The 26,476-nt window shown below is 44.1% G+C and carries 25 protein-coding genes and 2 pseudogenes; 7 read left to right on the top strand and 20 right to left on the bottom strand.

The features are described from left to right. Window positions 1–152: 152 nt before the first annotated feature. Complete coding sequence (locus tag K4I03_RS06430; protein ID WP_227964081.1) at window positions 153–1,343, top strand: quaternary amine ABC transporter ATP-binding protein; 1,191 nt, start codon at window positions 153–155, stop codon at window positions 1,341–1,343. A 14-nt stretch (window positions 1,344–1,357) separates the two neighbouring features. Next, window positions 1,358–3,082: an ABC transporter permease/substrate binding protein gene (locus K4I03_RS06425; protein WP_227964080.1), complete on the top strand. Its 1,725-nt coding sequence runs from the start codon at window positions 1,358–1,360 to the stop codon at window positions 3,080–3,082. A gap of 77 nt (window positions 3,083–3,159) precedes the next feature. Here the strand turns inward: K4I03_RS06425 and K4I03_RS06420 are convergent. The 3 genes and pseudogenes from K4I03_RS06420 to K4I03_RS06410 all read right to left on the bottom strand — a co-directional run. Continuing rightward, a pseudogene (locus K4I03_RS06420) lies at window positions 3,160–3,306 on the bottom strand (family 1 glycosylhydrolase); the annotation flags it as partial. Window positions 3,307–3,372: 66 nt separating this feature from the next. After that, complete coding sequence (locus K4I03_RS06415) at window positions 3,373–3,759, bottom strand: VOC family protein (RefSeq protein ID WP_227964079.1); 387 nt, start codon at window positions 3,757–3,759, stop codon at window positions 3,373–3,375. Further along, window positions 3,749–5,194, bottom strand: coding sequence for a glycoside hydrolase family 1 protein (locus K4I03_RS06410; RefSeq protein ID WP_321573159.1), 1,446 nt, complete (start codon window positions 5,192–5,194; stop codon window positions 3,749–3,751). The genes K4I03_RS06415 and K4I03_RS06410 overlap by 11 nt, the downstream gene beginning before the upstream one ends. Window positions 5,195–5,299: 105 nt before the next feature. On the opposite strand from K4I03_RS06410, the gene K4I03_RS06405 reads away from it, so the two are divergent. Continuing rightward, window positions 5,300–6,172 (top strand): AraC family transcriptional regulator, encoded by an 873-nt coding sequence (locus K4I03_RS06405; protein WP_002926736.1) that lies wholly within the window; start codon window positions 5,300–5,302, stop codon window positions 6,170–6,172. Between the two features lie 152 nt (window positions 6,173–6,324). On the opposite strand, the gene K4I03_RS12605 is transcribed toward K4I03_RS06405, so the two are convergent. The 13 genes from K4I03_RS12605 to K4I03_RS06345 form a co-directional block, all read right to left on the bottom strand. Continuing rightward, a complete protein-coding gene (locus tag K4I03_RS12605; RefSeq protein WP_321573158.1) occupies window positions 6,325–6,525 on the bottom strand; it encodes a RhtB family transporter in 201 nt (66 codons plus the stop codon). A 174-nt stretch (window positions 6,526–6,699) separates the two neighbouring features. Next, on the bottom strand, window positions 6,700–8,082 hold the full coding sequence (locus K4I03_RS06400; RefSeq protein WP_227964076.1) for a CapA family protein: 1,383 nt from the start codon (window positions 8,080–8,082) through the stop codon (window positions 6,700–6,702). A gap of 163 nt (window positions 8,083–8,245) precedes the next feature. Beyond that, window positions 8,246–10,177 (bottom strand): beta-glucoside-specific PTS transporter subunit IIABC, encoded by a 1,932-nt coding sequence (locus K4I03_RS06395; RefSeq protein WP_227964075.1) that lies wholly within the window; start codon window positions 10,175–10,177, stop codon window positions 8,246–8,248. Window positions 10,178–10,451: 274 nt separating this feature from the next. Beyond that, window positions 10,452–11,723, bottom strand: a complete 1,272-nt coding sequence (locus K4I03_RS06390; protein ID WP_227964074.1) for a TRZ/ATZ family protein — start codon at window positions 11,721–11,723, stop codon at window positions 10,452–10,454. A gap of 137 nt (window positions 11,724–11,860) precedes the next feature. Next, window positions 11,861–12,553: a methionine ABC transporter permease gene (locus K4I03_RS06385; RefSeq protein ID WP_002898357.1), complete on the bottom strand. Its 693-nt coding sequence runs from the start codon at window positions 12,551–12,553 to the stop codon at window positions 11,861–11,863. After that, window positions 12,553–13,620, bottom strand: coding sequence for a methionine ABC transporter ATP-binding protein (locus K4I03_RS06380; protein WP_002923210.1), 1,068 nt, complete (start codon window positions 13,618–13,620; stop codon window positions 12,553–12,555). The genes K4I03_RS06385 and K4I03_RS06380 overlap by 1 nt, the downstream gene beginning before the upstream one ends. Window positions 13,621–13,869: 249 nt before the next feature. Then, a complete protein-coding gene (locus tag K4I03_RS06375) occupies window positions 13,870–14,742 on the bottom strand; it encodes a MetQ/NlpA family ABC transporter substrate-binding protein (protein WP_227964073.1) in 873 nt (290 codons plus the stop codon). Window positions 14,743–14,900: 158 nt separating this feature from the next. Beyond that, on the bottom strand, window positions 14,901–15,836 hold the full coding sequence (gene msrB, locus K4I03_RS06370) for a peptide-methionine (R)-S-oxide reductase MsrB (RefSeq protein WP_227964072.1): 936 nt from the start codon (window positions 15,834–15,836) through the stop codon (window positions 14,901–14,903). Between the two features lie 99 nt (window positions 15,837–15,935). Next, window positions 15,936–16,232: a hypothetical protein gene (locus K4I03_RS06365; protein WP_223312646.1), complete on the bottom strand. Its 297-nt coding sequence runs from the start codon at window positions 16,230–16,232 to the stop codon at window positions 15,936–15,938. After that, window positions 16,213–16,605, bottom strand: coding sequence for a hypothetical protein (locus K4I03_RS06360; RefSeq protein WP_223312647.1), 393 nt, complete (start codon window positions 16,603–16,605; stop codon window positions 16,213–16,215). The genes K4I03_RS06365 and K4I03_RS06360 overlap by 20 nt, the downstream gene beginning before the upstream one ends. Beyond that, window positions 16,590–17,924: a cutinase family protein gene (locus tag K4I03_RS06355; RefSeq protein WP_223313520.1), complete on the bottom strand. Its 1,335-nt coding sequence runs from the start codon at window positions 17,922–17,924 to the stop codon at window positions 16,590–16,592. Before K4I03_RS06355 ends, K4I03_RS06360 begins: the two co-directional genes overlap by 16 nt. Next, window positions 17,921–18,316 carry a DUF1310 family protein gene (locus K4I03_RS06350; protein ID WP_128834613.1) on the bottom strand — a complete coding sequence of 132 codons (396 nt, stop codon included), beginning with the start codon at window positions 18,314–18,316 and terminating at the stop codon, window positions 17,921–17,923. Before K4I03_RS06350 ends, K4I03_RS06355 begins: the two co-directional genes overlap by 4 nt. 339 nt (window positions 18,317–18,655) lie before the next feature. Continuing rightward, complete coding sequence (locus K4I03_RS06345; RefSeq protein ID WP_227964071.1) at window positions 18,656–19,594, bottom strand: dihydroorotate oxidase; 939 nt, start codon at window positions 19,592–19,594, stop codon at window positions 18,656–18,658. Between the two features lie 352 nt (window positions 19,595–19,946). Here K4I03_RS06345 and gdhA point away from each other — a divergent pair, with 352 nt between their 5' ends. The 3 genes and pseudogenes from gdhA to K4I03_RS06330 all read left to right on the top strand — a co-directional run. Beyond that, window positions 19,947–21,293, top strand: a complete 1,347-nt coding sequence (gene gdhA, locus K4I03_RS06340; RefSeq protein ID WP_227964070.1) for an NADP-specific glutamate dehydrogenase — start codon at window positions 19,947–19,949, stop codon at window positions 21,291–21,293. A gap of 31 nt (window positions 21,294–21,324) precedes the next feature. Continuing rightward, window positions 21,325–21,810: a GNAT family N-acetyltransferase gene (locus tag K4I03_RS06335; RefSeq protein ID WP_227964069.1), complete on the top strand. Its 486-nt coding sequence runs from the start codon at window positions 21,325–21,327 to the stop codon at window positions 21,808–21,810. A gap of 15 nt (window positions 21,811–21,825) precedes the next feature. Then, a pseudogene (locus tag K4I03_RS06330) lies at window positions 21,826–21,975 on the top strand (NADP oxidoreductase); the annotation flags it as partial. Between the two features lie 50 nt (window positions 21,976–22,025). On the opposite strand, the gene K4I03_RS06325 reads toward K4I03_RS06330, so the two are convergent. The 4 genes from K4I03_RS06325 to K4I03_RS06310 all read right to left on the bottom strand — a co-directional run bounded on the left by K4I03_RS06325 (window position 22,026) and on the right by K4I03_RS06310 (window position 25,047). Next, on the bottom strand, window positions 22,026–22,394 hold the full coding sequence (locus K4I03_RS06325; RefSeq protein ID WP_227964068.1) for an EXLDI protein: 369 nt from the start codon (window positions 22,392–22,394) through the stop codon (window positions 22,026–22,028). A 62-nt stretch (window positions 22,395–22,456) separates the two neighbouring features. Next, window positions 22,457–23,359 carry a DUF2268 domain-containing protein gene (locus K4I03_RS06320; RefSeq protein ID WP_227964067.1) on the bottom strand — a complete coding sequence of 301 codons (903 nt, stop codon included), beginning with the start codon at window positions 23,357–23,359 and terminating at the stop codon, window positions 22,457–22,459. A gap of 173 nt (window positions 23,360–23,532) precedes the next feature. Beyond that, window positions 23,533–24,162, bottom strand: a complete 630-nt coding sequence (locus K4I03_RS06315) for a DUF4352 domain-containing protein (RefSeq protein WP_227964066.1) — start codon at window positions 24,160–24,162, stop codon at window positions 23,533–23,535. A 21-nt stretch (window positions 24,163–24,183) separates the two neighbouring features. Then, window positions 24,184–25,047 (bottom strand): mechanosensitive ion channel family protein, encoded by an 864-nt coding sequence (locus K4I03_RS06310; RefSeq protein ID WP_227964065.1) that lies wholly within the window; start codon window positions 25,045–25,047, stop codon window positions 24,184–24,186. Between the two features lie 143 nt (window positions 25,048–25,190). On the opposite strand from K4I03_RS06310, the gene sstT reads away from it, so the two are divergent. Next, window positions 25,191–26,408 carry a serine/threonine transporter SstT gene (sstT, locus tag K4I03_RS06305; RefSeq protein WP_227964064.1) on the top strand — a complete coding sequence of 406 codons (1,218 nt, stop codon included), beginning with the start codon at window positions 25,191–25,193 and terminating at the stop codon, window positions 26,406–26,408. Window positions 26,409–26,476 lie beyond the last annotated feature (68 nt).

The following is a 26,476-nucleotide window of genomic DNA, read 5'->3' as shown; positions in this document are numbered from 1 at the left end:
ATCAACCTCCTTTTTTATAATAGCCGAAAAAGGCCGGTCTGACGGTCTTTTGGGTTTGACAAAGTGACCACACGATGTTATACTGTGATGGTCTTTTAAGTGACAACTTATCAAAACAAACATGTAGTCACTTGTGCAAAAGGAGAAATACGTTGAATAAACTAGAAGTAAAACATTTGACTAAAATTTTCGGTAAAAGGCAAAAGCAGGCACTGGAAATGGTGCAGCAAGCCAAAAGCAAAACGGAAATTTTAGAAAAAACCGGTGCTACTGTCGGAGTTTACGATGTAAACTTTGAGGTTCAGACCGGAGAAATTTTTGTCATCATGGGACTGTCCGGTAGTGGGAAGTCTACCCTTATCCGCCTGCTCAACCGATTGATTGACCCAACATCAGGCGACATTTACATCGACGGCCAAGATGTAGCCAAGATGAACGAAGAGGAGCTGCGTGACGTTCGCCGCCACAAGCTCAATATGGTCTTCCAGAACTTCGGACTCTTTCCGCATCGGACCATTCTGGAAAATACTGAGTTCGGTCTGGAAGTCCGAGGTGTTGATAAGGAGGAGCGCACGCGCCTAGCTGAACAAGCTCTAGACAATGCCGGTCTCCTCTCTTTCAAGGACCAATACCCCGATCAGCTCTCCGGCGGGATGCAGCAGCGGGTTGGCTTAGCTCGAGCTTTGGCCAATAATCCTGATATTCTGCTCATGGACGAGGCCTTCTCAGCTCTAGATCCCCTTATCCGCCGCGAAATGCAGGATGAGCTGCTGGATCTGCAGGCAGAGCATGAGCGTACCATTATCTTTATCACGCACGATCTCAATGAGGCCCTGCGTATCGGTGACCGTATTGCCATTATGGCTGACGGTCAGATTATGCAGATTGGCACCGGTGAGGAAATCCTGACCAATCCAGCCAACGACTTCGTTCGAGAGTTCGTTGAAGATGTTGACCGCTCCAAGGTCTTGACTGCCCAGAATATCATGACAACGCCACTGACTACTAACATTGACATTGACGGACCAACCGTGGCTCTTAATCGGATGAAAAAAGAAGAGGTCAGTATGCTGCTGGCTGTGGATAGGAAGCGACATCTCAAGGGTAGTCTAACTGCCGAAGCCGCCCGAGATGCCCGTAAGCAACATCAAGCACTGGCTGAAGTGATTGATAAGAACGTCCGCAAGGTCACTCAGGAAACCCTGATTACAGATATTTTCCCGCTGATTTATGATTCACCGGCGCCCCTGGCTGTGGTCAACGATCAGGACAAACTAGTCGGCGTTATTATCAAGGGCCGGGTTATCGAGGCCCTGGCCAATACTACTGAATCTGAAGAATAAGAGAGGTTCGCATTTTGAATATTTTACAACAGCCAATCCCCGTTTCTCAATGGGTTGAGGCCTTTACTAACTGGGTAACTGATACCTTCTCCGGACTTTTCTCGGTCCTTCAGGCTATCGGAAATGCCATCATGAATGGAATGACAGACACCCTGCTCTTCATTCCGCCCCTGCTCTTTATCGCAGTCATCACTATCTTTACCTATTTGATTTCCAAGCGTAAGCTGGGGCTGCCCCTGCTCACCTTCCTGGGCCTGCTCTTTGTTTACAACCAAGGCCTCTGGGAAAATCTTATGAACACTGTGACCTTGGTTATCGTCTCCAGTGCCATTTCCATTATCATCGGTATTCCACTGGGAATTTGGATGGCTAAGAGCAATCGTGTCGAAGCTGTCATTAAGCCCTTGCTGGACTTTATGCAGACCATGCCGGCCTTTGTCTACCTGATACCGGCCGTGGCTTTCTTCGGTATCGGTATGGTGCCTGGGGTCTTTGCCTCTGTCATCTTTGCCCTGCCACCGACTGTCCGCTTTACCAATCTAGCCATTCGTCAGATTCCGACCGAGCTGATTGAAGCGTCAGACTCCTTCGGGGGCACTGGCAAGCAGAAGCTCTTCAAAGTTGAGCTGCCTCTGGCTAAAAATACCATTCTAGCTGGGGTCAATCAGACCATCATGTTAGCTCTGTCTATGGTCGTTACTGCCTCTATGATTGGGGCGCCAGGACTGGGCCGCGGCGTTCTCTCTGCCCTGCAGCATGCCGACATCGGTTCCGGATTTGTCAATGGGGTATCTCTGGTTATCCTGGCCATTATCATTGACCGCCTGACTCAGAAGCTCAACCAACCTCTGGCTAAAAAATCACCGGTCACTGCCAAGGAAAAACGCAACAAGATTATGCTCTGGTCTGCTCTGGCTGCTGTCATCATGACAGCCTTTGTCGGAAATCAAGTAACCAAGCTTCAGCAAAGCAAAAAAGAAAAGGTCAACCTTGCCTATGTTGAATGGGACTCCGAAGTTGCCTCAACCAATGTCGTAGCGGAAGCTCTCAAGGAAATGGGCTACGATGTCACCATCACACCGCTGGACAATGCCGTTATGTGGAAGTCCGTTGCTAATGGCGAAGCCGATGCCATGGTTTCCGCCTGGTTGCCGACCACCCACGCTGCTCTCTATGAGGAGTACAAGGATAAGCTAGTGGACTTGGGGTCAAACCTTGAGGGCGTTAAGACAGGGCTAGTCGTACCAAGCTATATGGACGCCGACTCCATCGAAGACCTGTCAGACCAAGCCAAGAAAACCATCACAGGTATTGAGCCCGGCGCTGGTATCATGACCGCGACTGAGAAGACTATGCAAGAATACAGCAATCTCAATGGCTGGAATCTTTCTTCTTCCTCAACAGGAGCCATGACCACTGCTCTGGATCAGGCTATTAAGAATAAAGAAGATATCATCGTAACCGGCTGGTCACCACACTGGATGTTCTCCAAATACGACCTCAAATACCTCAAGGATCCTAAGGGAACCATGGGTGGCAAGGAAGCTATCCACACTATCACTCGAAAAAATCTAGACAAGGACTTGCCAGAAGTCAACAAGGTCCTAGACAACTTCAACTGGACTCAAAAGGACATGGAAGAGGTCATGCTCAAGATCAACGAAGGTACTTCGCCAGAAGCCGCTGCCAAGGAATGGATCAAAAACCACCAAAAAGAAGTGGATAGCTGGAAGAAATAAAAAGTATAGAAAAAAGGGATGAATCAAAAGATTCATCCTTTATTTTATAAGGAACCATTCTATTTTGTTTAAGTCATTCAATCCTGATAGAGACTGTCTCCATTCGTCGCGATGACTTCTTTGTACCAATCAAAAGATTTTTTCTTATAACGGGCTAGAGTTCCGCTACCGTCATCTTTGCGGTCAACGTAGATAAAGCCGTAACGCTTGCTGCGTCCTGCGGAATGGCTTCGTTAAGGGTCATAGAAAAACCGAGCCAGATGCGGCTCGGTCATTTTATAAGGAGCAAACTAAACGGTTAACTCAATCTGCAGATTCTCAAAAGCTTTCAGCAGGCTCTCGTAGTAGCCGTCTCCGGTCACTCTGGGGCCGCTCAGGACAGGATAGCCATCTCTTTCCAGGCGGGCCGTCAGTCGGTCCACCTCTTCCTGACTGCCTAGAGCGAAAGCCAAGTGATGATAGCCTGTTTGGTACAAATCCTCTTTGGCATCTGCCAAATCATGCTCTCGTGTCATGATTTCCAGACGCGCTCCAGATGCAAAGGTCAGAAAGTAAGAGGAAAAACCAGTTTTTGGATTATGATAAAGGGAGTTGCTTGCCGCCTGAAAATAATCCTGAAAGAACTGTCTAGCGCCTTCTAAATCACGGACATACAGCCCTACATGCTCAATCTTCATCTAAACTCCCTCCATTCGTCGCAATGACTTCTTTGTACCAATCAAAAGATTTTTTCTTATAACGGGCTAGAGTTCCACTACCGTCATCGTTGCGGTCAACGTAGATAAAGCCATAACGTTTACTGAGTTCTGCAGTGCTGGCTGAGACCAGGTCAATACAACCCCAAGTCGTGTAACCTAGCAATTCTACGCCATCTTCCAGCGCTTCTCCTACCTGTTGCAAATGCTGTTTGAGATAATCAATGCGGTAGTCATCTTCAACCGTTGGACCAGTTGGACCATCCACCAAGACATCCTTGGCACCAAGACCATTTTCCACGATAAAGAGAGGGAGCTGATAGCGATCATAAAAGCTATTTAGCACCAAGCGCAAGCCGACTGGGTCAATCTGCCAGCCCCATTCTGAACTAGCCAGATGAGGATTCATAATACCACCTAAAAGATTGCCTCGGCCGGAAGAATAATTTTCCGGATCATGAGCCGCAACCACACTCATATAGTAGGAGAAAGAAATAAAGTCTACAGTATTTTCAGCCAAAAGCTCTTTGTCGCCCGGCGCAAACTGAATCTCAATCCCATTCTCCTTGAAGAAACGATTGATATAGGCTGGATATTTTCCACGCGCATGGATATCAGAGAAGAGGTAGTTTTGATTTTCAAATTCCCGTGCTGCCAACACATCTTCTGGCTTAGGTGTCATAGGATAGGCCGGCATGGCGAGAACCATACAGCCAATCTTAAAATCAGGATTGATCTCATGACCGATCTTAGTTGCCAAGGCAGAAGCCACTAGCTCATGGTGGACCGCTTGATAGAGGTCCTGCTTGGATAGTTCTTCAGCTGGCGTGGCAATGCCCCCACTCATAAAGGGAGCATGGAGAACAGAGTTGATTTCATTAAAAGTCAGCCAATACTTGACCTTATCCTTATAGCGAGTAAAAACCGTGCGGACATAGCGCTCGTAGAAGCCAATCAAATCGCGGTTGGCCCAGCCATTGTACTGACGCGCTAAATGCAGGGGCGTTTCATAGTGAGACAGGGTAATCAGCGGCTCAATGCCATATTTGGCCAGCTCGTCAAAGAGATTGTCGTAGAATTGCAGGCCAGCTTCATTGGGCTCCAGTTCGTCCCCATTTGGGAAAATCCGAGACCAAGCAATGGAAGTTCGGTAAACCTTGAAACCCATCTCTGCAAAGAGAGCAACGTCCTCCTTATAACGATGATAGAAATCAATCCCTTCCAGCTTGAGATTATCTGCTGTTGGCCCCTCAGTAATCAAAGGATTGCGGTCACCTGGCTTGGCTGGCACTCCGCCTTTTGGAGTTACATCCTGAACAGACAGGCCTTTTCCATCCAGATTATAGGCGCCTTCATACTGGTTGGCTGCAGTTGCACCACCCCAGAGGAAATTCTGCGGAAATTTACCCATTTGCATTTTCTCGCTTTCGTTTTTTTTATATTTATATTATAATAGTTGTCAAACATATTTTCTAACACAATTATCTTAATAAATTGTACTATTCTACGAAAGAGTGTCCCCATGATTGATTTAGGCCAACTACATAAAAATACCGTTTTTAAAAACCAAGGAACCCCTTATTCTCTGACCCGCACCATCACTGAGAATGGTCATCCAGATATTCTTTTCCACTGGCATACCGATGTTGAAATGATTTATGTCCACGAAGGAAAAGCACAATTTCATATTGACGACGACTACTTTAACAGCGAAAAAGGTGATATTATCCTGATTCGCCCCAATGCCCTGCACTCCATCCACCCCATCAACGACGAGCGCCATTATATGGACGCTATTAATTTCCATCTGGATCTGATGGGCTACTCTGCCATGGATCAAGCCAGCATCAACTACTTGCAGCCCCTCTACAATGGTCAGCTAGACTTGACTCATGTTATCAAGTCCAATGATACAGCCTATGCGGAGATTCGCCAGTGCCTCTTAGCAGCTATGGAAACAGGCTATTTCCGCAAATCTCACTACGAGTTTCAGCTCAAAGCCCAGCTTAACCAGCTCTTCTACCTGCTCTTTGAGAATGGCTATGTCATTTCCAAAGACCTATCACCAGAAGGCTACCGCAAGGAAGAAAAGATTCGCTCCATCATCGACTACATCAATGCCCATTACCAAGAAGACCTAAATATTGACCAACTGGCTGGCATCTGTGGCTACAGCTCCACCCATTTCATGAACTTCTTCAAGAAGCATCTGGGCGTTTCCTGCATTGAGTACCTGATTCAATTCCGCCTTCGCAAGGCAGCCGAACTCCTGCAGCACTCCAATCTCTCTGTACTGGAAATCTCCAGCCAAGCAGGCTTTAATAACCTGTCCAACTTCAACCGCCAGTTTAAAAAATACTACCAAATGACACCAAGCCAGTATCGGAAGAAATGAAGCTCTAAAATAGAAAATAAAAAACGAATACCTGCTAACCAAAATATGCTGAGGGTATTCGTTTTTTTATGCTAATTTCACAAGAAGGACAGAAATAATAGTATGTTTTTACATATAAGTCAGCTAAGACCTAAGTGTTTCGATTATTCTCCTTAAGAACTAATCATTTCTATACTAGCAAGTTCAGCAGAAGATTGAAGAGCCCCAGCCAAAAGATAGCTAGCAACAAATTGCGTCCCTGCTTTTCCTTGAAGAGATTTCTTCTCAGAAACAGGCAGAAAATCAACAAGACTAGGGAGCACACTAGCAACAAAAACAAGATAAACATAGGTATAAGATACAAAAGCAACCACAAACCAAAATACATTTCATTTTCTTTCCAATAACATAATAGACGAGCTCGAAAGCGGTCAGTTTCATTCATTAACAGTTCTATAATCCTTTTTAATTATAACAAAATCTTAAATTTCAAAACAGCAAAAACCAGATTGGCAAATCCAATCTGGTTAAACTCATATTCAAGTAATTTATTGCCCCGGCCAGTTCAGTCCAACATGAGAATTCATTTCCTGATAGGCGGTATCAATCCGTGCTCTGGTTTCTTGGTCCAGTTTGTCTCGATACTTGCCACCTTCGACAAAATCGTCCAAAATCCAAGTCTGATAAGTGTATAAAGGAAGACCGTCTGCTGAAGTAGCGCCCTTTTCAACTCGGCTGACCCAGCTCGGATGAGCCTGAGCACTTTTTATCTGCGTGCCCTTTGTTGTCTTTTCAATGGTAACATCCATCAGCACTCCGCGCTCGGTCCAATGAGCATTTTCAATTCCCTCCATAGTTTCGATGCGCTGATTGGAAATGAAATTTCCCATAGAATACATGATCAGCTTCTTCCGGCCATCTTTCTCTAAAATCTCTGCCGGCTCAACCACATGCGGATGCCCTCCAAAGATGATATCTGCTCCCCAGTCAACCATTTTATGGTAGAGGGTCATCTGCTCTTCTGTCGGCTCCAGCTGGTACTCTATCCCCATCTGAGGCATGACGACTGTGAGGTCAGCTTCCTTTTCTGCCCGCTCAATCTCGGCCCGCATCTTTTCTTCATCCAGATCGGACAGGCGATTGTCATAGTCTTCCTGACTGAGCAGCCCTTCCATGCCATTATAACCATAGGAGTAAGCCAGCAGTGCAATCTTAATGCCTTTAACTTTCTTTATCAATAGCGGTGCCTGACTGCGGCTTTCATGCGGATAAACACCGATGGGAGTGATTCCCTCTTTTTCAAAAGCCTGAGCTGTAGTAAAAACTCCCTCCAAGCCAGAGTCTAAAATATGGTTATGAGCCAAGTCCATCACCTGATAGCCGGCATCCTTGATTGCTGGAACTACGGCTTCTGGAGCATTAAAGATCGGATAGCCATTCAAGGGATAGTCCGGCCGAATCGTGCCTTCAAAGTCCCCTAAGACCAAATCTCCCTGTCGAAGCCATTCCTTAGCATAGTGGAAATTCTCAGAAAAATCATAAGTGCCATCTTCTTTCTGAGCACTCAGATAAAGGCCGTCATGATAAAGCAAATCCCCAGTCGCCATGATACGAACCGTCTGATTCTGAGAGGAATCTGACTGACGCTCTTTCTTACTAGGAGACAGAAAGGTAAAATCCTGCAAATGTTCTGACAAGAGGATTAAGCTGGCTGACAGCCCTACTACGGTCAAAAGCACTCCGACAAACTGGCGATTGCTAAGCTGTTTTTGAAAGAACTTAGGACGAGGAAGCGGTAACTTCTTAATCCAATCCCGCCAAGCTTGGTAGGCATCTGTCAGGAGAGTATGCTCCGCAGCAAAATCAGATATCTTTTTCCAAAGTTCCTGAAAAAAAGTCTGAATCTTCTCCCAAAGAATTTTTTTATCCATCACATCTCTCCGCTTTTTCTTACTTGATAATAGTGCATCAATATTTACTATATTGTACTATTTTTACCGTCAAAAGGAAAGCAAAGCAAAAAGCAGGAGCGGGGAGAAGCGTGCTACAATCTCCAAATTGCGGCATGCTTCCACCATTCTCCTGCTTCATTTTCTATTTTTTCAATTCTAAGAGCCGATCACCAAGCTGAACTTCTCCTTTTGCAAGGACTTTAATCTGCTTATAATTAGCTGTGTTAGTAACAATGATTGGAGTTGTCACTGGATAACCAGCCTCCTTGATAGTATCGATATCAAAGCTAAGCAAAAGCTGTCCTTTCTTGACTTTAGAGCCTTGGACAACATGGGCTGTAAAGCCTTTTCCGTCAAGGGCTACTGTATCCATACCGACGTGAATCAACAGTTCTGCTCCATCATCCGTAGCTAAACCAATAGCATGGTTGGTAGGGAAGAGCAGGCGAATGACCCCATCAGCAGGCGCTACTACTTCACCGACACTTGGCTCAATGGCAACTCCTTTGCCCATAGCCCCGCTGGCAAAAACTGCGTCCGGAGTGTCCTCAAGAGCGATTATCTCGCCAGCTAATGGACTGGTCACGACTTGCTCTGTAATTCCCGCTGAGACTGCTTCTTTTTCAGAATCTAAAGACTCGGCAGCATCTTTTTCTGACGGACCACCGAAAAGATTTGGAATCTTGACCAGCTGAGTCAGGCCAAAACCTAGCACAAAGTTTGCCACAATGGCAATGAGGAAGTGAATCAAAGTCATGCTATTGCCAGCTTCGATAAAGGATGGAATGGCAAAGAGTCCCAAACCACCCATAACCTGCATTTTGACATCAAAGAAAGCCAGATAAGCACCAGTCAGAGCTCCAGAAATACAGGTCATGATGAATGGCAAGCGCATTGGAAGCGTGATCCCGTAAATAGCTGGCTCCGTCACACCAAAGAGAGATGAGATGAAAGCTGGAATCGAAAGCTGACGAACCTTATCTTCTTTAGTACGCATCATGATATTGAGCAGGGCACCTGCCTGAGCAAAACAAATCGCAATTGTGGCAACAAGGATGACCCCAGGACCCTTTTGGAGCTCCAAGATTGCTAGCGGTACCAAGCCCCAGTGAAGACCAAACATGACCAGAACCTGCCAAGCAGCCCCTAGGACGATACCGTACAGCACCGGACTAAAGTCATAGATACTTGTAAAAAGAGCACCAACCAAATCAGACGCCCAGCTCATAACCGGACCGATAACCAGAAAGGCCAGTGGCACTGTAATCAAAAGGGTAAAGAATGGTACGATAAAGACTTTGACAACATCTGGAATGATTTTTTTAAAGCCTTTTTCAATCTTGGCTCCAACCCAAACAGCTGTAATTACTGGAAGAACCGTTGATAAGTAGCTAGATGTAGGGAAGATAATAGGAAGACCGAAGAAAGTCGAGAAAATCGGAGATTCAATCGGTGTGCCACCAAAAAGTGTATAAAGCGGTTTTTCCGCTGTAAAACTAGCTGCAATATTTGGATAAACCAAGGCAAAACCGATAGCCAAAGCAGTGAACTGATTCATCTTGAAACGTTTAGCAGATGTAATAGCCAAAATTAAAGGAAGAAACTGAAAGATACCATCACCGGCTGCATTGAGAACGACGTAAGCACCATCTGTTTTGGAAACGCCTAAGGCTGCCATAATGGCTACCACACCTTTTATCATACCTGCTGCTGACAAGGTACCAAGCATCGGCTGGAAGAGACCAGATACGAGCGCAATGAAGCGGTCAAACAGATTTCCTTCTACAGCATCATCATCTGCATCAACACTGCCTTCACCAGCAATTCCAGCAACCTTGAGCACCGTTTCATAAACATCTGGCACATGATTACCAATAACAACTTGATATTGACCACCGGCCTTGACAACCGTTACAACTCCGTCGCGCTTCATCAGATAGTCTGTATCTACCTTAGATTCATCCTTTAGAGAAAAACGCAAGCGTGTCACGCAGTGTACCAGTTTGGTGATGTTGTCCTTGCCACCTACATGGGCAACAATATCCTGAGCTAATTCTGTATAGTCTTTAGCCATAATGGATCCTCCTTGTATTTTTTAGGTTAGCAGTCTGTTCCTATTCCCGGAAAATAGGGAACGAAAAAAACCTAAACACACACCAAATAGAAAGCAAGAAACTGCTTCGTATCTCGTATTTGCTTAGGTTTTGCCTGCTTGACCAGTAACAATCCATAAGTCCATTATATCAGAAGTCAGAGAAAATGCAAGCGTTTTCTGAATAATTTGTAGAATTTTATAAAAACAAATGGAAGCAAGGCTTGTTCCTCACTTCCATTTTAAGCTTTTACACTTACACAAAATTTCCTAGATCAACGGTCAGCACTTGGCCGTCTCGGACAACCTGCTGCCCTGCAATGTAGACATCCTGAACATCGCTGCCTTTGACTGCGTACACTAGGTGCGACAGCATATTTTCCAAAGGATAGAGATGAAGTCGTCCCTTAGGCTGAATGACAATGAAATCGGCTTGCTTGCCCGCTTCCAGACTGCCGATTTTCTTCTCTAAGCCCAGAGCTTTGGCTCCTTCAATGGTCAAAGCTTTCAAGGCCTGCTCAATCGTAAACTGGGTCGCATCGCCTGCCCGCATCTTCTGAAGGAGAGCAGCTGTCCGACCTTCTTCAAACATATCCAGATTATTATTGGAAGCGACAGAGTCCGTCGCTAAGCCAACGGTCACCCCAGCGGCTAGTAAGTCTGTCACTGGAGCTACACCAGAAGCCAGCTTGAGGTTGCTGATAGGATTGTGGGCGATGCTGACTGGAGAAGCCGTCAAATCCGCAATCTCTGACGGATTTAGTTCAACCCCGTGAGCAAAAATGGCTGGCTGCTCCAAGTAGCCCAAACCCTTTAAGAAAGCCAGAGGCCGTTTGCCATAGCGCTCCAGTATGATTTTATTTTCATCCTGTGTCTCCGCCACATGGATATGAAGCTTCAAGTCTAGCTCACGCGCTAGTTCAAGACTGCCCTTGAGCAGATCTTCGTCACAGGCATAAGGTGAATGAGGCGCCACCATAACCTGAAAATCTTCATCGTCATAGGAGCGAATTTTCTCAATAATGGCCCGAGTACGAGCCAGAGTCTCTTCTGCCGTTTCCGCGGCTGAGCTAAAGAGTGTTGGTGAGAAATAGCAGCGCATACCAGACTGCCGCACAGTCTGATAAATCCGGTCAATCTCCACTCCCTGAGGATTATACATGTCGTTAAAAGTCGTTGTTCCTGACAGCAGCATTTCAGCCATAGCCAGCTGGACAGCCTGGGTCGTTAGATCCGATGTGAATCGACTTTCTGCTGGCCAGATATAGCCCTCCAACCACTCATGCAGATTGCTGTCATCACGAATCCCGCGCAGCAAGGTCATGGCCGAGTGAGTATGACAGTTGACCAGCCCTGGAATGATCCAAGCCCCTTCATAATCCACTATTTCACTGCATTTCCCTAGCCAGTTTTCATCATAGGGACCGCAGTAGGCAATGCGGTCATCTTCCACGACCAACAGCCCTTCCCGGTAAACATGAAATGCGCTGTCACAGGTCACTAGATTGACATTTGTATAAGCTTTCATCCGCCATATCCTCACTTTCCCAACACTTGACTTCAAGAGATTTTAGCTATTATAACAAGCCTAATCTAATTGTGCAAGTCTTTTAATACAATTATGGAATAAAAAAGAGCCCCAGCTGAGGCCCTAGTTGTCAATCATTATCTATGACTAATCTTCCGTGTCAGGAAATCCCCAACAAACTGAATAAAGAAGATGAGCAGCAAAATAAGAATAGTCGCAAGAATGGTCACATCATGGTTGAAACGTTGATAACCATAAGTCAGGGCAACATTTCCCAGTCCACCAGCTCCAATCGCTCCGGCCATAGCGGTCTCACCAACCAGAGAGATCAGCGTAACAGTCGTCACCCGAATCAAGTCCGGCAGACCTTCCCGCAGGTAAACACCGACAATGTCCCAGAAGGTTGCTCCACTAGCCTGCGCCGCTTCAATCACTCCTCGGTCTAATTCGGATAAGACCACCTGAACCTGACGGGCAAAGAAAGGAAAAACAGCCAGTGAAAGAGGGACCAAGGCCGCAGTCGGTCCAATCCCAGTTCCCACAATAATCCGAGTAAAAGGATTGATGAGGGCTAGGAGAATGATGAACGGAATCGCCCGGAAGATAGAGGTAACCTTGTCCAAGACGAAAAAGACAAGTCTATTTTCCAAAATACCTCTCGGCCCTGTCAAGACAAGCAAGAGACCTGCGATAAAGCCTAGAATCCCACCGATAAAGAAAGGAATGATAGTCATATACAGAGTCAGGTAAATAGCTGTTCCCCAGCCAGCCTGCCCAGACCAGCCCATTCTATAAACATTGGGCATAAATTGTTGAATCAGCTGTAGCATTAGTTACTCCCTTCTTTCAGAACATGCAGCTCTACTCCTGCTTCGCGCAGACTTTCCTGCACCGCCGCCAGTTGCTTGGTCTCTCCAGATAAGATAACGACCATTTCTCCGACCGGTACATGATCTAAAATCTCAATATTGGCGTGAAGAATATTGGCAGATATGTGATACTGTTTGTAAATATCGTTTATAATGGCTGTGTCCGTCACCACACCTGAGTATTTCAGGTGTGCCAAAATGGAATTTTCCGGCAGGTTTTGCACAATCTTTTGCTGGTTGATTTTGATCATGGCCTCATTGATACCGGTTGCGGTCGTAATGAAGTCTTGGGTCAGCTCATTCTTGGGATTAGAGAAAATATCCAGAACTGAGCCTTCCTCAATCAGCCGGCCATTTTGCATAACTGCTACCCGGTTAGCAATGTCCTTGACAATCTGCATTTCGTGGGTAATGAGGACAATAGTCAGACCCAATTTTTGATTCAAATCCTGCAATAGAGCCAGAATCTGCTTGGTGGTCTTAGGATCCAGAGCAGATGTGGACTCGTCCGAGATTAGGATTTTGGGATCATTGGCCAAGGCCCGTGCAATGGCTACCCGCTGCTTCTGACCACCAGACAGCTGGGCAGGATAATTATCTGCCCGATCTGCTAAGCCCACTAAATCTAAAAGCGTATGAACTTTTTTCTCTTTTTCAGCAGCTGATAAAGGAGAGTGCTTGAGCGCAAAGGCAACATTTTCCTTGGCTGTCATCTGTGCCATGAGGTTAAAATGCTGGAAAATCATTCCGATATCCTTACGCTTTTGGCGCAGCTGCGCTGCAGTAAGTTGAACCTGATGATGATCATAGAAAACCGTATCATCCACCGTAATCTTACCAGCAGACGGCACCTGCAGCAAGTTAATGACACGAACCAGAGTAGATTTCCCGGCACCAGAATAGCCTACAATTCCATAAATATCTCCCTGATTAATATGAATGGTCACATCTTCTACGGCCTTAATGTCTTGCTTTTTTTGATTAAAAACGACATCAATGTGATCCAATTTGATAATTTCTTTGCCCATAATTTCCGATTCACTCCTTGATTTGTCCAATATGTGATGTATCCTCTGTAACCTTTTAGTTTGATTTCCGCCTGTCATTTGACCAAAGATAGTGATAAGTTGTGTGCTGCAATCTGTACCAACCTAGCTCAAAGCTAGATAATGATCAAACTAAATGACCCTAATAGCAGATAAAGGGCTGGAGAAGCTAATCTCCGCCCTTCTTAATCATTTCATTTATTCAATACAATGACCTTCTGCCGGTAAAAATTACCACACTGGCTGATCCATACCATCTGATGATTCTTCGATAACTTTTTTCACTTCATCAGTGTGGTAAGCCTTGATAATTTTTTCAATTGCGTCAGCCTTGTCTGATTTCTTCCAGTCTGGTTTCGCTGCAATCAGGTTATACCATTGTTTTGAGTTTTCATTGGCTTCTTCTTTGAAGAGGGCCTTCTTGTAGTCAATGCCTGCTTCGCGGACGAAAGTATTATTGACAACTGCAGCATCTGCTGAAGTCAGAGAAGCTGGTGTTTGAGAAGCATCCAACTCAGAAATTGTCAGATTCTTCTTGTTTTCTTTGATATTGGCAACAGTCGCAAGCTCGTTCCCTTTAACATCAAGCTTAATCAAGCCAGCTGATTCAAGAAGATAAAGAGCACGGCTCTCATTTGTCGCATCATTTGGAACGGCAATTGTCCCATTTTCTGGGATGTCTTTCACATCTGTGTATTTATTTTTGCCGTCCTTTGTACCAGAGTAGAGACGAATAGGTGCGATATAGGTATCCGCAACAGACACAAGGTCTGCTCCCTTCTCTTTGTTCCAGTTTTCAAGGAAATTGTAATGTTGGAAAGCGTTGATATCCACATCACCGTCAAGCAGAGCTTGGTTAGGCTGAGAGTAGTCAGTAAACTGCGTATACTCTAATTTAACACCTGCATTTTCTTTGTCAAGAATCTCTTGAACCTTGTTCCAGCGCGCTTCTTCTGTATCACTCAGACTCATCACCCCAACCTTGACGGTTACAGGTCCGTCTGCTGATTTGTTCTCCTTACTAGAAGAACCGCCGCAAGCTGCCAAACCCAAGGCTGCAAGGCCGACTAAGCCTACTGAAAAGATTTTTTTCAAATTCATCATTTATTCTCCTTTAATGGATAAAATTCTAAATCTTCTATTTTATAAGATTACTTCTCATTTTACCATGTTAAAGGAGACTTGGCTTATATAAATAATTTATCGCCGTGATAAAAAAATTATATAACGATTTGAAGCATTTGAGTTGATTTTATGCCCTTTTACTGCATGAAGGTCAGCAGATAGCCATATCCTTCTGCTTCCATTTTTTCTTTCGGAATAAATCGCAGAGCTGCTGAGTTGATGCAGTAGCGCAAGCCGCCTGCTGCTTCTGGACCGTCAGTGAAGACATGGCCCAGATGGGCATTACCAGAACGGCTGCGCACTTCAATCCGCTCCATGCCATGACTCTTGTCTTCATAGTATTTTAGAACATCTCTGGCAATCGGCCGGCTAAAGCTAGGCCAGCCGCAGCCAGATTCAAACTTGTCTCCAGCAAAAAAGAGGGGCTCACCAGTCGTCACATCTACATAAATTCCTTCTTCAAAAGTGGCATTGTAGGCATTATGGAAAGGGCGCTCTGTCGCACTATGCTGGGTCACCTGATACTGCTCTTCCGTCAGCTGCTCTTTTAGTTCCGCATCTGTAGGTTTCTCGTATGGGCTAGGATCGACCAAGGGCTGATAGGCATCATTGACATTGATATGACAGTAGCCACCGGGATTTTTTTTGAGATAATCCTGATGATAGTCCTCAGCTAGGACATAGTGGCGCAAAGGTTCTAGCTCAACAGCAATCTTTTGTCCCAGCTGCTTTTCCTGCTCAGCAAAGACCTGCTCAATGACCGCCTTATCGGCTTGATCCGTATAGTAAACGCCCGTCCGATACTGACGCCCCACATCATTTCCCTGCTTATTGACCGACAGAGGATCAATAACTCGGAAATAATAGAGCAGGATTTCCCGCAGGCTGACTCGCTTTTCATTATAGATTAGATGAACTGTTTCTGCATGGTCCGTCTGGTGAATCAGCTGGTAGTTGGTTGTTTCTACTTGTCCATTGGCGTAGCCCACTGTCGTTTCCTCCACACCCTCAATGCGAGAAAAGTACTCTTCCAATCCCCAGAAGCATCCACCTGCTAAATAAATTTCTGCCATAAAAGCACCTCATTTCTTTGCGTCTATTTTCTCATAAAAGGAGTAAATTTTATAGTGATTCAACTCAAAAATGATTTCTGCTACTGACTATAACCACTATTATACAGGCAGAATCTCATCATATTTATTTTTTTGCTCACCGACAACTTGCTTCACTTTTTTAGCCATAGCACCCATCATACTTTCTGAAGTATCTAATTTATTATATAGATTTTCAATCGTTTCTTTTGTTGATTTAGCAGCCTTTCTTATTTCGTCTTCACCTGCTTTCTTAATCTTTTCTTTCTCTGCCTTCATCATCGGCACCCAAAAGAGCTTAATGCGATTTGTTTCAAGCTTCTTCATGAAATCCTTGGTATCGCCAAAGGCATTCAGTTCACTCAAAGGTTTTTGCATATTCTCTCCTCAATTCTTCAATATCTTCTTCATATAAGGCTCGTTTTTTATAAAAAGCTTCTCGCAAATCTTCCTCTTCTACTTCTAACTTTCCTTGTTCTATTTTATGAGCAAGTTCAGTCTCATCTAAAAATTCAGTCAGTTTATTGTAATAACCATTTAGAAATGAAGAATCTGATACTTTCATGGTTCTCACAAATTGACGAGCTTGTTCAGCTTCTTGATTAATCAAAGTCGTTCTGAAACGAAAGATTTCATCAATATCATTCCATTTATTAGCAAGCTCTCGCTTATTTCTCCGATAGAAGATTTCTAGCTCCTCTAACTCACTCTCTTTCGCTCTTAACGAACGATAAATCAAATCTTGCTCCATTGATTAAAATCTCCTGCTAATTGGGCATCCTCTTCTGTCATTTTTTTGATCGCACTTTCGATGTCTGATCGGACATTTGAAAAAGCAGTGGCAATAGCTGTTGCTTTTGTAACCTCAGCATCAAAATGACTACGTAAAGGTTCCACGATATCCGTCTTACTGACACCCTCACTAATTAAAATTGTCTCAATCTCGCCAGCACTCAAGGCAGTACAGGTTGTTTCTAAAGCTGTTTTAGATAAATCATAAAAATTTTCCATCTGCATTATAGCCTCATTCCTTGCTAGACTAATTCTTGTCAAACCTGCTTGAGCAGCACTATCCAGACCAGAAGCAATAATTGAAGATTGTTCACTATCTAAAAAAATTTTCTCATTACTAGAGTAACCATCTGAAGCAAGGGTGTTTTTATGCCTTTCAAATGCAGATAGTTGTATAGCAACAAGTTCTTTTATTGGTTGCATTTCTGTGCTTGTTTTGAGTATAATATTTCCCTTTTCATCCAATTGATAACCGTTAGTCATGTGTTGACCAACAAAGCCTACCTCTCTACTCTCTACAAAGTGAACAATTCCAACTGATCCATCACTTCCTTTCTCAATCTTTCTGCCTACCATGCTAATCATATCTTTTGGATCAGCATAGTTCTTTATCCTATCTTTAATCAAATCAACAGTTTCTCGTTGCTTATCACTTAAAATCCCATAGACATTGGGGCCATTATAGATATAAGCTTTCTGGATTCTCTTAATATTCTCAGGTGATAAATCAGCCATTGAATATTGGGCATCCATAGAGCCTAGTGAGTGGCCATAAATATTAATCTTAGCATTTGGATATTTTTCCATAATATCCTTTAAGGCTCTCGAGGAGGCTTTCAATTGTCCCGTTGAACGGTCGTTACTAAGAAAAGAAGGTTTACTTTCTTGATACCATACACGAAGAGCAAGGAGAGCATCATTTTCTATCCAATCATTCCATACATCTCCAGGATTGGTCCCTATTTTATCTGGAGCGGTTGAGCCACGAAAAAGAACGGTTACTTCCTGAACTTGCTCAGCTGGAACTTCTGGATTATCAACTACAGCATAGACTTGCTCACCAGCACCAGAAGTCGTTGTCACAACTGGATTGATGATTGATGATTCTGGAGTTCCATAATAAGAAGGAAGAGCAACGTGACCAGTATTATCGTAAACTTGAGAGACTGTGCCAACACTTCTATCATACTGATCTTTTACTTCACGATTAAGAGAATTATCGTTATATTCAGTCATAGCCGTCTGAAGATTTTGTTCATTCACATATTTTTTGCTCATTTAACATTTTCCTTTAACAAAGCTGATAATTTAGGTGATACGGTATATCCATATGTTTCATACTCTCCATTGTCATTTTTTATCAATCCAAAATGAAAGTCCAACTCTTTATTGTTATTAAAATACAATCGAACCATCAGTCCCCCCATCGGATTATATTCTAATGTCTCAGTATCAATTTCATAAGATTGAATAACTCCTTCTCTGGTTAGAGCATTAGGATCATTCGCTCTCATATGTTCTTCATAAACCTTTCTTGCTTCTTTACTAGTTGCAATGCGTATCATTTCCTGTTTCTTCTGATGTTGGTACATACCAAATCCTCCTACTACTATCCCAATAACTGCTAGAATGCTAAACAAAACTATCAACCATCTTCTTGTGCTTTTCATAATTCCTCCTTCATGATATTAAATATTTAGTTTAATTTGTAACTTGCTACCTTACTTCTATTATACTATAAATAGATTACATAGAAAATATTTCCGCAACAGTTATTTACCTCTCTGTAATATTTTTCTTAAATTTTCCAAAATTTAGAGGAGCTTTTATAATGAACTGAATGATATGATTCATCTTCATTATTTATTTTACTCGTAGTGTAATACAATTTTAAAATATCTTTAAAAAGCGGAGGTTAGTAGTTCTCAGATATTACCGTTGCCTTAAAAAAGATTGAAGAAAGTCTTCAAATATGGAGCTTTCTTCAATCTTAAACAGTCGTATTTTAATTACTCCTCAATATACTTCAATTTCCCTCGGAAATCTTCCAGATTTTTATAGCCTTTTTCTTCCATAATAGCCCTGAGTTCTGAGGTGATGCGTTCGAAGGCTGCCACTCCTTCTTTATGAAGGGTTGTTCCTACCTGTACCATACTGGCTCCACAGAGGATATGCTCAAAGGCATCTCGCCCCGTCAGGACACCACCAGTACCAATGATTTGGATTTCTGGTTTCAGGCGTTGATAAAAAGCATGGACATTGGCCAGAGCGGTCGGCTTGATGTACTGACCTCCGATACCTCCAAAACCATTTTTCGGACGAATGACCACTGACTCATCTTCTATATAAAGGCCGTTTCCGATCGAGTTTACACAATTGACAAACTTAAGAGGATATTTGTTAAAAATCTCAGCGGCCTGGTCAAAATGCACGATGTCAAAATAAGGAGGCAGTTTGATACCCAGCGGTTTGGTAAAATAAGCAAAAACCTCTGACAAGATTTTTTCCGTCGTTTCAAAATCATAAGCAATCTGTGGCTTGCCAGGGACATTGGGGCAGGAGAGATTGAGCTCAGTAATGCCTTTAAAGTCACTTGCCTGCACTTTCTTAAGAATGGTGTGAGTTTCTTCTGGCGACATACCGACTAAAGAGAGGAAGAAGGTCCGGTTCGGTTCGCTTTCCTGGAGTTCCAGCAGGTAGTCAAGATAGTAGTCCAAACCATTGTTGGGCAGGCCCATGGAGTTGATAGACCCCAGCGGAACATCCTGATAGCGCGGTTCTGGGTTTCCCTGACGAAATTCCAGCGTCGCTGTCTTGGTCACAAACGTTCCCGCAGCAGAATCTTTGACTTCCGCCAGTTCCTCTTTTGTCATGCAGGCAACCCCAGCTGCATTCATCAGGCAGTTGTCAAATGCAAAACCAGCAATCTGTGTATATGTAGAAACCATAGTAAAACGCTCCTTTTTCTTCTGAAGGCGAGTGCCCTTAGCTCATTTCCTCTATTATATCACCAAACTCCACTTTTTCGTTTTTTAAACCGGCAATTCCTGACTAACGTTCGGAAAACATCCCGTTCGATCAGCTATTTTCTGGAATATTTCAGAAAACAAATTGTGGAAATTTTTAGAAAATTCAACTTTTTTCTTTACAAGATAAAAAAAGTCTGCTATAATGTTCCATGTAATAAAATATGACATCTAAAAGATGCCTGTTTTAAAAATTTAAACACATCCTCGTCACACAAGCTGCAAGCAGCTTCCGACAGGATGGTTTACTATTTTATTTAAAGGAGAATAACAGATGACAACTGCTAAAGAATATATCCAAAGCACTTTCGAGACCGTAAAAGCCCGCAACGGACACGAGGCAGAATTCCTCCAAGCTGTTGAAGAGTTTCTCAATACTCTGGAGCCCGTTTTTGAAAAACACCCAGAATACATTGAAGAAAACATCCTAGCGCGTATTACTGAGCCTGAGCGCGTTATCAGCTTCCGTGTTCCTTGGGTAGACCGCGAAGGTAACGTACAAGTCAACCGTGGTTACCGCGTACAATTTAACTCAGCAGTTGGTCCTTATAAAGGCGGACTTCGTTTCCACCCAACTGTAAACCAAGGGATCTTGAAATTCCTCGGATTTGAGCAAATCTTTAAAAACGTCTTGACTGGCCTGCCAATCGGCGGTGGTAAAGGCGGATCTGACTTTGATCCTAAAGGTAAAACTGATGCTGAAGTAATGCGCTTCTGCCAAAGCTTTATGACAGAATTGCAAAAACACATCGGTCCATCTCTTGACGTTCCAGCTGGTGATATTGGTGTCGGCGGACGTGAAATCGGCTATCTCTATGGTCAATACAAACGTCTTAACCAATTCGATGCGGGTGTCTTGACTGGTAAACCCCTTGGATTTGGCGGCAGCTTGATCCGTCCAGAAGCAACAGGCTACGGCTTGGTTTACTACACAGAAGAAATGCTCAAAGCTAACGGCCAAAGCTTTGCTGGCAAGAAGGTGGTTATTTCTGGTTCTGGTAACGTAGCCCAATACGCTCTTCAAAAAGCAACTGAGCTTGGTGCAACTGTTATCTCTGTATCTGACTCAAACGGCTATGTTATCGATGAAAACGGTATTGACTTTGATCTTTTGGTTGATGTCAAAGAAAAACGCCGCGCTCGCTTGACAGAATATGCTGCTGAAAAAGCAACTGCTACTTACCATGAAGGTTCTGTCTGGACTTACGCTGAGAAATATGACATCGCTCTGCCATGTGCGACGCAAAATGAAATCAATGGCGAAGCTGCCAAACGCATAGTCGCTCAAGGAGTTATCTGCGTATCTGAAGGTGCCAACATGCCGAGCGACCTGGATGCTATCGCAGTTTATAAAGAAAATGGTATCTTCTACGGACCTGCTAAAGCTGCTAATGCTGGTGGTGTAGCTGTATCTGCTCTGGAAATGAGTCAAAACAGCCTTCGTCTGTCATGGACTCGCGAAGAAGTTGACGGCCGCCTCAAGGACATCATGACCAACATCTTCAACACTGCTAAAACAACTGCTGAAACATATGGTCTTGGTACTGACTACCTTGCAGGAGCTAATATCGCTGCCTTCGAAAACGTAGCCAATGCTATGATTGCGCAAGGTATTGTTTAACTAGTCGATACATCCTATCGGAGGACAAATCATGAACTTACGGCCAATGGAAGTGAGAGACAATCCAGCTGTAGCGCAGCTCATTCGAGCCAGCCTAGAAGAATTCGGGCTTGATAAACCAGGAACTGTCTACTTTGATTCTCATCTAGATCATTTGGCCGACTATTATCAACATCAAGAAAGGGCAGCTTACTTTGTTCTGGAAGATGAAGGACAGCTCGTTGGCTGTGGTGGCTTTGCACCTGTGTCTGATAAGATTGCTGAATTACAAAAACTGTATGTCACTAAAAACAGTCGTGGCAAAGGTTATTCCAGCCGGTTGATAAAGCAGATTTTCCAAGAAGCCCGCCTAGCAGGTTATGAACAGCTTTATCTAGAAACCACTACTGAACTGACTACAGCCGTGGCCATCTATCAGCACTATGGTTTTACATCACTGCAGCAACCACTTTCTAACGCCACTGGCCACCCAGCTATGAATATCTGGATGATAAAATCCCTCTTATCAGATGAATAGATGTCAGTATACCCTGGCTGTCTCAAGAACATCATGACCAACATCCTCAACACAGCTAAAACTACCGCTGAAACATACGAAATTGGCAAAAACCATCTGACTAGTGTTAACATCTCTACCTTCGAAAACGTAGCCAAAGCCATGATTGCGCAAGGTATTGTTTAAGCACTATCAAACTAGAATAAATCCGACTGCTTTTATAAGCAGTCGGATTTTTATATATCTAATTTTTCAAAAAATTTGCCTGCTGACTGCTTTTCTTTTAGCTTCTCAAGCAGCTCAGTCTCCAGAAAAGGGCTTAGCTCGTCAAAATCTTGGCAAACCTTAAAAACAGTCTCTCTGTCCAACTGGCCATAAGTTAGTTCATAATAATCCTTCTTATGATGCCAGTTCTGGTCATAGTTGACATCTGTCCGTTGATAGTAAACAATGTTTTGCTTGGGTGTCAGGTAAAGCTTCTGCGTCAGAATGCTTTTCTGATCTTTGGACAGCTTACTGCGGCTGAAAATTTTAACACCTTGAAAAATCTTGCGCTCATGGATACCTTGATTTGTGACTTTCAATTCTATTCTTTTATAATGCATACTGATACCTCCAGAAATCACCTACATTATATCAAGTTTTGGCAGATTTTCAAGCAAAAGTGTCATTTCCAAAAGTCTTTAGTCGCCTCTAAAATTTCTTCTGTCGGTGTTACTGTGGCCTCAATAATGCTCTTGCCAGTCTTTTTCAGATAGGCTTGTATCAGATAATAGCCATAAGCATAGCCTGCAGCATAAGGCATTCCAACTGGTATCTGACCTTGAATCTCAGAGATTTCATCACCGTAGAGATAAGGAGCCATTTCCGCCATCCCCGTTAGCTGAAGCCGACTGGAGATGATAGGCTTAATCTCTTCTAACTGCTCTGGACTGGTTGAAGTAACCCAAGGCCCAATGAGATCTTTGCCATAGAGTTCAGCAGCAAAGGACTCTGCCAATCCTTCACTAACTACCCAGTCTGCTAGTGTCGTCTGCTGGTTCCATTTGATAAATTGGAAGCGGACATTATGATTGCACTCGTGGGCCAGAGCTGCCTGCACACGTGGCAAAGTATAGTCATTCGGTAGCAGACTAAGCATGAGGTAGCCTGGAATTCCTCCATCTCCACTGTACCCGTTATTGAGCTGTAGCATGGGCTTTTCTGGATTGCCTAACAAAATAGTAAAATAGTAATCCTCAACCTCTAAATCATAGCCAGCTTGCTCAAAAAGACCGATACTCCTCTTGATGGTATCTTGACAATTTTGCCAGAGTTGATCAGAGCTCAGAGCGTCGATAGCCGGTCTATCCTTTTCTGATAGAGTTGCAGGGATCTGATTCATAAAACCAAGCAGGAACAGAGCATCAAATCCTCCAGGATACTTCGCTTTCAGAGGAATGTGTTGCGTTTGATATTTTGTTGCAAAAGGTGCTAAAATCTTAGCCCGAAAACAGCCCTCTCGCTTTTCCAAGGGTAATTCGAGCAACTCCTGATAAACTTTATCAGAACGAATGATATTGACTTGCATGGTAATCTCCTTTCTTATCTACCATTAGTATACTCCCTCCCCTAAGGTCAGGGTCAAGAAAAAGATTTGAAACTTTTGTCTCAAATCTTCTTTTATCTATTCAATTTGTTGCCTCCACTTTCAAACCTAGTGCGGAAAGTAGCAAAGGCGCTAGAATGATTGGATAATTTTCCCTATTGCTCCTTCTTTTTCTCTTGCTTTGTCTTGTTTTTCTCCTTTTGCCACTTAGCATTTTCGTAGGTCACAGTATAGGTATCCTCATCGCCGCCTTCACCGTCAAAGATTAGGTCAAAGCGGATGGACTTGCCTGGCGCTAGATTGGTGCCGATTTGTGTATTGTCAAAGGTTGAGCCATCCAAAATATAGACATTTTCCTTCTTGTCATAGAGTCCAAAGTCATAAGGACTAACCAGAATGGGCTTTTTAGAAGTATTTTCAACCGTGATAGTCGCAACGACAGCTACTCCTGTTGACTCATCGCTCATGACTCTCTTGCTGTCTTCCACTGCCGAATGAACTGTCACCTTAAGTCCACTGGAAAATTCAACTGTTTTTTCAAAAGCATGGCTGTTATAGGACTCTAAAGGCGAGTTATGGTAGCCTGTGAGAGATTTGAGATGGTCATTTTCCTCCATAAGGCCAATTGTGGTGATGACGAGAAGAATGCTGAGCAAGGTCAGAAGAAAGATGATAATACCAGACACCAGAGCCGCCCAAAAGAGCCCCTGCTTGTGGATAGGACGTTTTAAACGGTAAACATGATTGTCCTCACTGACAATCTCCTGCTGAATTCGCTGATTCATATGGACCTTTCTAATCAATAATTACATGCCTTTTGAAAGAGGTCCAAGCGTCGGAAGCTCAATCCCTTCTCGCAAAAGCGCCTCATGGTAAAGGCGGTAGAAGATATGGTAAATGGAAACCTGCATGCCACCTTGTACGATCATGCTGATACGGAAGTTGAACTGGCCATTTGAAGCCATCTGCGGCCCCAAGACATCCGGTTCCTTGAGAATCTCTGGATGTTCTGGCACTGCTTCTTCATTGACCTTGGAAATGATACGGTAAATCTCATCCAAATCCGTCTGGGCATAAAGCGGAATGTCAATCAGAACCCGCATATCTCCACGAGACAGATTACTGACAACCATGATATTGCGGTTTGGAACAAAATGAAGCGTTCCGTCCGCGTCCCGTACCTGCGTCGTCCGAATCCCGACACTGATCACCGTTCCAGCGATGTTGATAGGACCGTTAGTCAGGCGAACATTATCACCAACATCTAACTGGCGCTCGAGAAGAATAAAGAAACCATTGACTAGATCCGACAGAAAGCCCTGAGCTCCCATCCCGATGGCCACCCCAGCAATCCCCGCACCAGCCAAAAGGCTGGAAACTGGCAGTCCCAAGATGGATAAAACCCAGTAAAACAAGAGGAAATACAAGACATAATTAAGCAGATTCTCAATCAGCCGAGTAATGGTTTTCTGTCTGGCTACATCCTGCTTGGATAGCTTAAGAGAGGGAGCAATGATCTTGGTCACTGACAAATGCAGGATTTTCTTAACGATGTAAAATAAGATAAAAAGCAGAAGTAAAGAGACCAGCTTGGAAAAAAGGTCATCTGCAATCTTGCTCCAGTCAAACTGCTGGATATAGCGGGAAAAGACATTTCCGGTCTTAGACATAGGCTACCTCCAAAAAGATTACTACCATTATACCACAAAGACCAATCAGCGCGGACATAGAATGGTTAACCCGACCTAGCATTGCTTTCACCCCCTTTCTATCGTATAATAAAATAAGTATCTAAGACAAGAAAGGAACATACATGGTCCATCGCTTCATCACTATTTGGAATAAAACCAATCTAATCAAGCGGATTTCCATCGGGATTGGCATTGGTGTCCTGCTGGCTATCACCTTTCCCCAAGCACAAGCCATAGGACTCCTGGGCCAAATCTTCGTTGGCGGCCTCAAGGCCATCGCTCCGCTCCTAGTCTTCGCTCTGGTGGCAAACGCCCTGTCTCAACAGCAGAAAGGGCAAAAGAGCAATATGAAGACAGTCATCTTGCTTTATCTTCCGGGAACCTTTGCGGCGGCCTTGGTAGCGGTTCTGGTCAACTTTTTCTTTCCCATTAGTATAGAGTTAGCTTCGTCCTCCCAAAAGGTGTCTCCGCCAGATGGAATCGGACAAGTCCTCAGCAATCTTCTGCTTCAGCTGGTGGACAATCCCGTCAACGCCCTCATCACCGCTAACTACATTGGTATCCTGTCCTGGGCTGTCATCTTTGGAATTGCCATGCGGGAAGCCAGCCACCACAGCAAGGAACTGCTCCAAACCTTGGCAGATATCACTTCTAAGATTGTCGAGTGGATTATCAATCTAGCCCCTCTTGGTATTTTAGGCCTGGTCTACACGACCATTTCCGGCAAAGGCTTCCAGGCTCTAAAAAGCTATGGTATCCTGCTGCTGGTCTTGATAGCCAGCATGCTGATTGTCGCTCTGGTTATCAATCCTTTGATTAGCTTTATCATGCTGCAGAAAAATCCTTATCCCTTGGTCTGGCGCTGTTTGCGAGTCAATGGTGTGACTGCCTTTTTCACGCGCAGCTCTGCGGCAAACATCCCCGTCAACATGAAACTATGTCGGGATCTAGGACTCAATCCAGAGACCTACTCGGTCTCTATTCCTCTGGGAGCTACTATCAATATGGCAGGGGCTGCCATTACTATCAATACCCTGACCTTGGCTGCTGTCAACACGCTGGGTATCAGAGTTGATTTTGGCACAGCTCTAGTTCTCAGTATTGTAGCGGCAATTTCTGCCTGCGGGGCTTCCGGCGTAGCTGGCGGTTCTCTTTTGCTCATTCCGGTCGCCTGCAGCCTCTTTGGGATTTCCAGTGATTTAGCCATGCAGGTAGTCAGCGTCGGCTTTGTCATCGGTGTCATTCAGGACTCCTGCGAGACAGCCCTCAACTCTTCTACTGATGTCCTCTTTACAGCTGTGGCCGAGATGAGCAGCTGGCCAAAAGAAAAACGTTATTAAGTTATTAATTCGACAAAAAACCTCTAGACTTCCATCATTACAGAAAGCTAGAGGCTTTTTTATGTGAG

The sequence above is a fragment of the Streptococcus sanguinis genome (assembly GCF_020729725.1).
Lineage (GTDB): Bacteria > Bacillota > Bacilli > Lactobacillales > Streptococcaceae > Streptococcus > Streptococcus sanguinis_V.
Note: the sequence above shows the minus strand (reverse complement) of the source record. Positions and strands in the feature narration are given on the sequence as shown.

Coding starts and splice junctions, on each gene's coding strand:
- K4I03_RS06335 (WP_227964069.1), top strand. CDS start 21,325: ATGAACTTACGGCCAATGGAAGTGAGAGACAATCCAGCTGTAGCGCAG.
- K4I03_RS06325 (WP_227964068.1), bottom strand. CDS start 22,394: ATGCATTATAAAAGAATAGAATTGAAAGTCACAAATCAAGGTATCCAT.
- gdhA (WP_227964070.1), top strand. CDS start 19,947: ATGACAACTGCTAAAGAATATATCCAAAGCACTTTCGAGACCGTAAAA.
- K4I03_RS06310 (WP_227964065.1), bottom strand. CDS start 25,047: ATGTCTAAGACCGGAAATGTCTTTTCCCGCTATATCCAGCAGTTTGAC.
- K4I03_RS06365 (WP_223312646.1), bottom strand. CDS start 16,232: ATGCAAAAACCTTTGAGTGAACTGAATGCCTTTGGCGATACCAAGGAT.
- K4I03_RS06415 (WP_227964079.1), bottom strand. CDS start 3,759: ATGAAGATTGAGCATGTAGGGCTGTATGTCCGTGATTTAGAAGGCGCT.
- K4I03_RS06395 (WP_227964075.1), bottom strand. CDS start 10,177: ATGGCTAAAGACTATACAGAATTAGCTCAGGATATTGTTGCCCATGTA.
- K4I03_RS06400 (WP_227964076.1), bottom strand. CDS start 8,082: ATGGATAAAAAAATTCTTTGGGAGAAGATTCAGACTTTTTTTCAGGAA.
- K4I03_RS06345 (WP_227964071.1), bottom strand. CDS start 19,594: ATGGTTTCTACATATACACAGATTGCTGGTTTTGCATTTGACAACTGC.
- sstT (WP_227964064.1), top strand. CDS start 25,191: ATGGTCCATCGCTTCATCACTATTTGGAATAAAACCAATCTAATCAAG.
- K4I03_RS06315 (WP_227964066.1), bottom strand. CDS start 24,162: ATGAATCAGCGAATTCAGCAGGAGATTGTCAGTGAGGACAATCATGTT.
- K4I03_RS06350 (WP_128834613.1), bottom strand. CDS start 18,316: ATGAAAAGCACAAGAAGATGGTTGATAGTTTTGTTTAGCATTCTAGCA.
- K4I03_RS06355 (WP_223313520.1), bottom strand. CDS start 17,924: ATGAGCAAAAAATATGTGAATGAACAAAATCTTCAGACGGCTATGACT.
- K4I03_RS06410 (WP_321573159.1), bottom strand. CDS start 5,194: ATGCAAATGGGTAAATTTCCGCAGAATTTCCTCTGGGGTGGTGCAACT.
- K4I03_RS06385 (WP_002898357.1), bottom strand. CDS start 12,553: ATGCTACAGCTGATTCAACAATTTATGCCCAATGTTTATAGAATGGGC.
- K4I03_RS06405 (WP_002926736.1), top strand. CDS start 5,300: ATGATTGATTTAGGCCAACTACATAAAAATACCGTTTTTAAAAACCAA.
- K4I03_RS06360 (WP_223312647.1), bottom strand. CDS start 16,605: ATGGAGCAAGATTTGATTTATCGTTCGTTAAGAGCGAAAGAGAGTGAG.
- msrB (WP_227964072.1), bottom strand. CDS start 15,836: ATGGCAGAAATTTATTTAGCAGGTGGATGCTTCTGGGGATTGGAAGAG.
- K4I03_RS06390 (WP_227964074.1), bottom strand. CDS start 11,723: ATGAAAGCTTATACAAATGTCAATCTAGTGACCTGTGACAGCGCATTT.
- K4I03_RS06320 (WP_227964067.1), bottom strand. CDS start 23,359: ATGCAAGTCAATATCATTCGTTCTGATAAAGTTTATCAGGAGTTGCTC.
- K4I03_RS06380 (WP_002923210.1), bottom strand. CDS start 13,620: ATGGGCAAAGAAATTATCAAATTGGATCACATTGATGTCGTTTTTAAT.
- K4I03_RS06375 (WP_227964073.1), bottom strand. CDS start 14,742: ATGATGAATTTGAAAAAAATCTTTTCAGTAGGCTTAGTCGGCCTTGCA.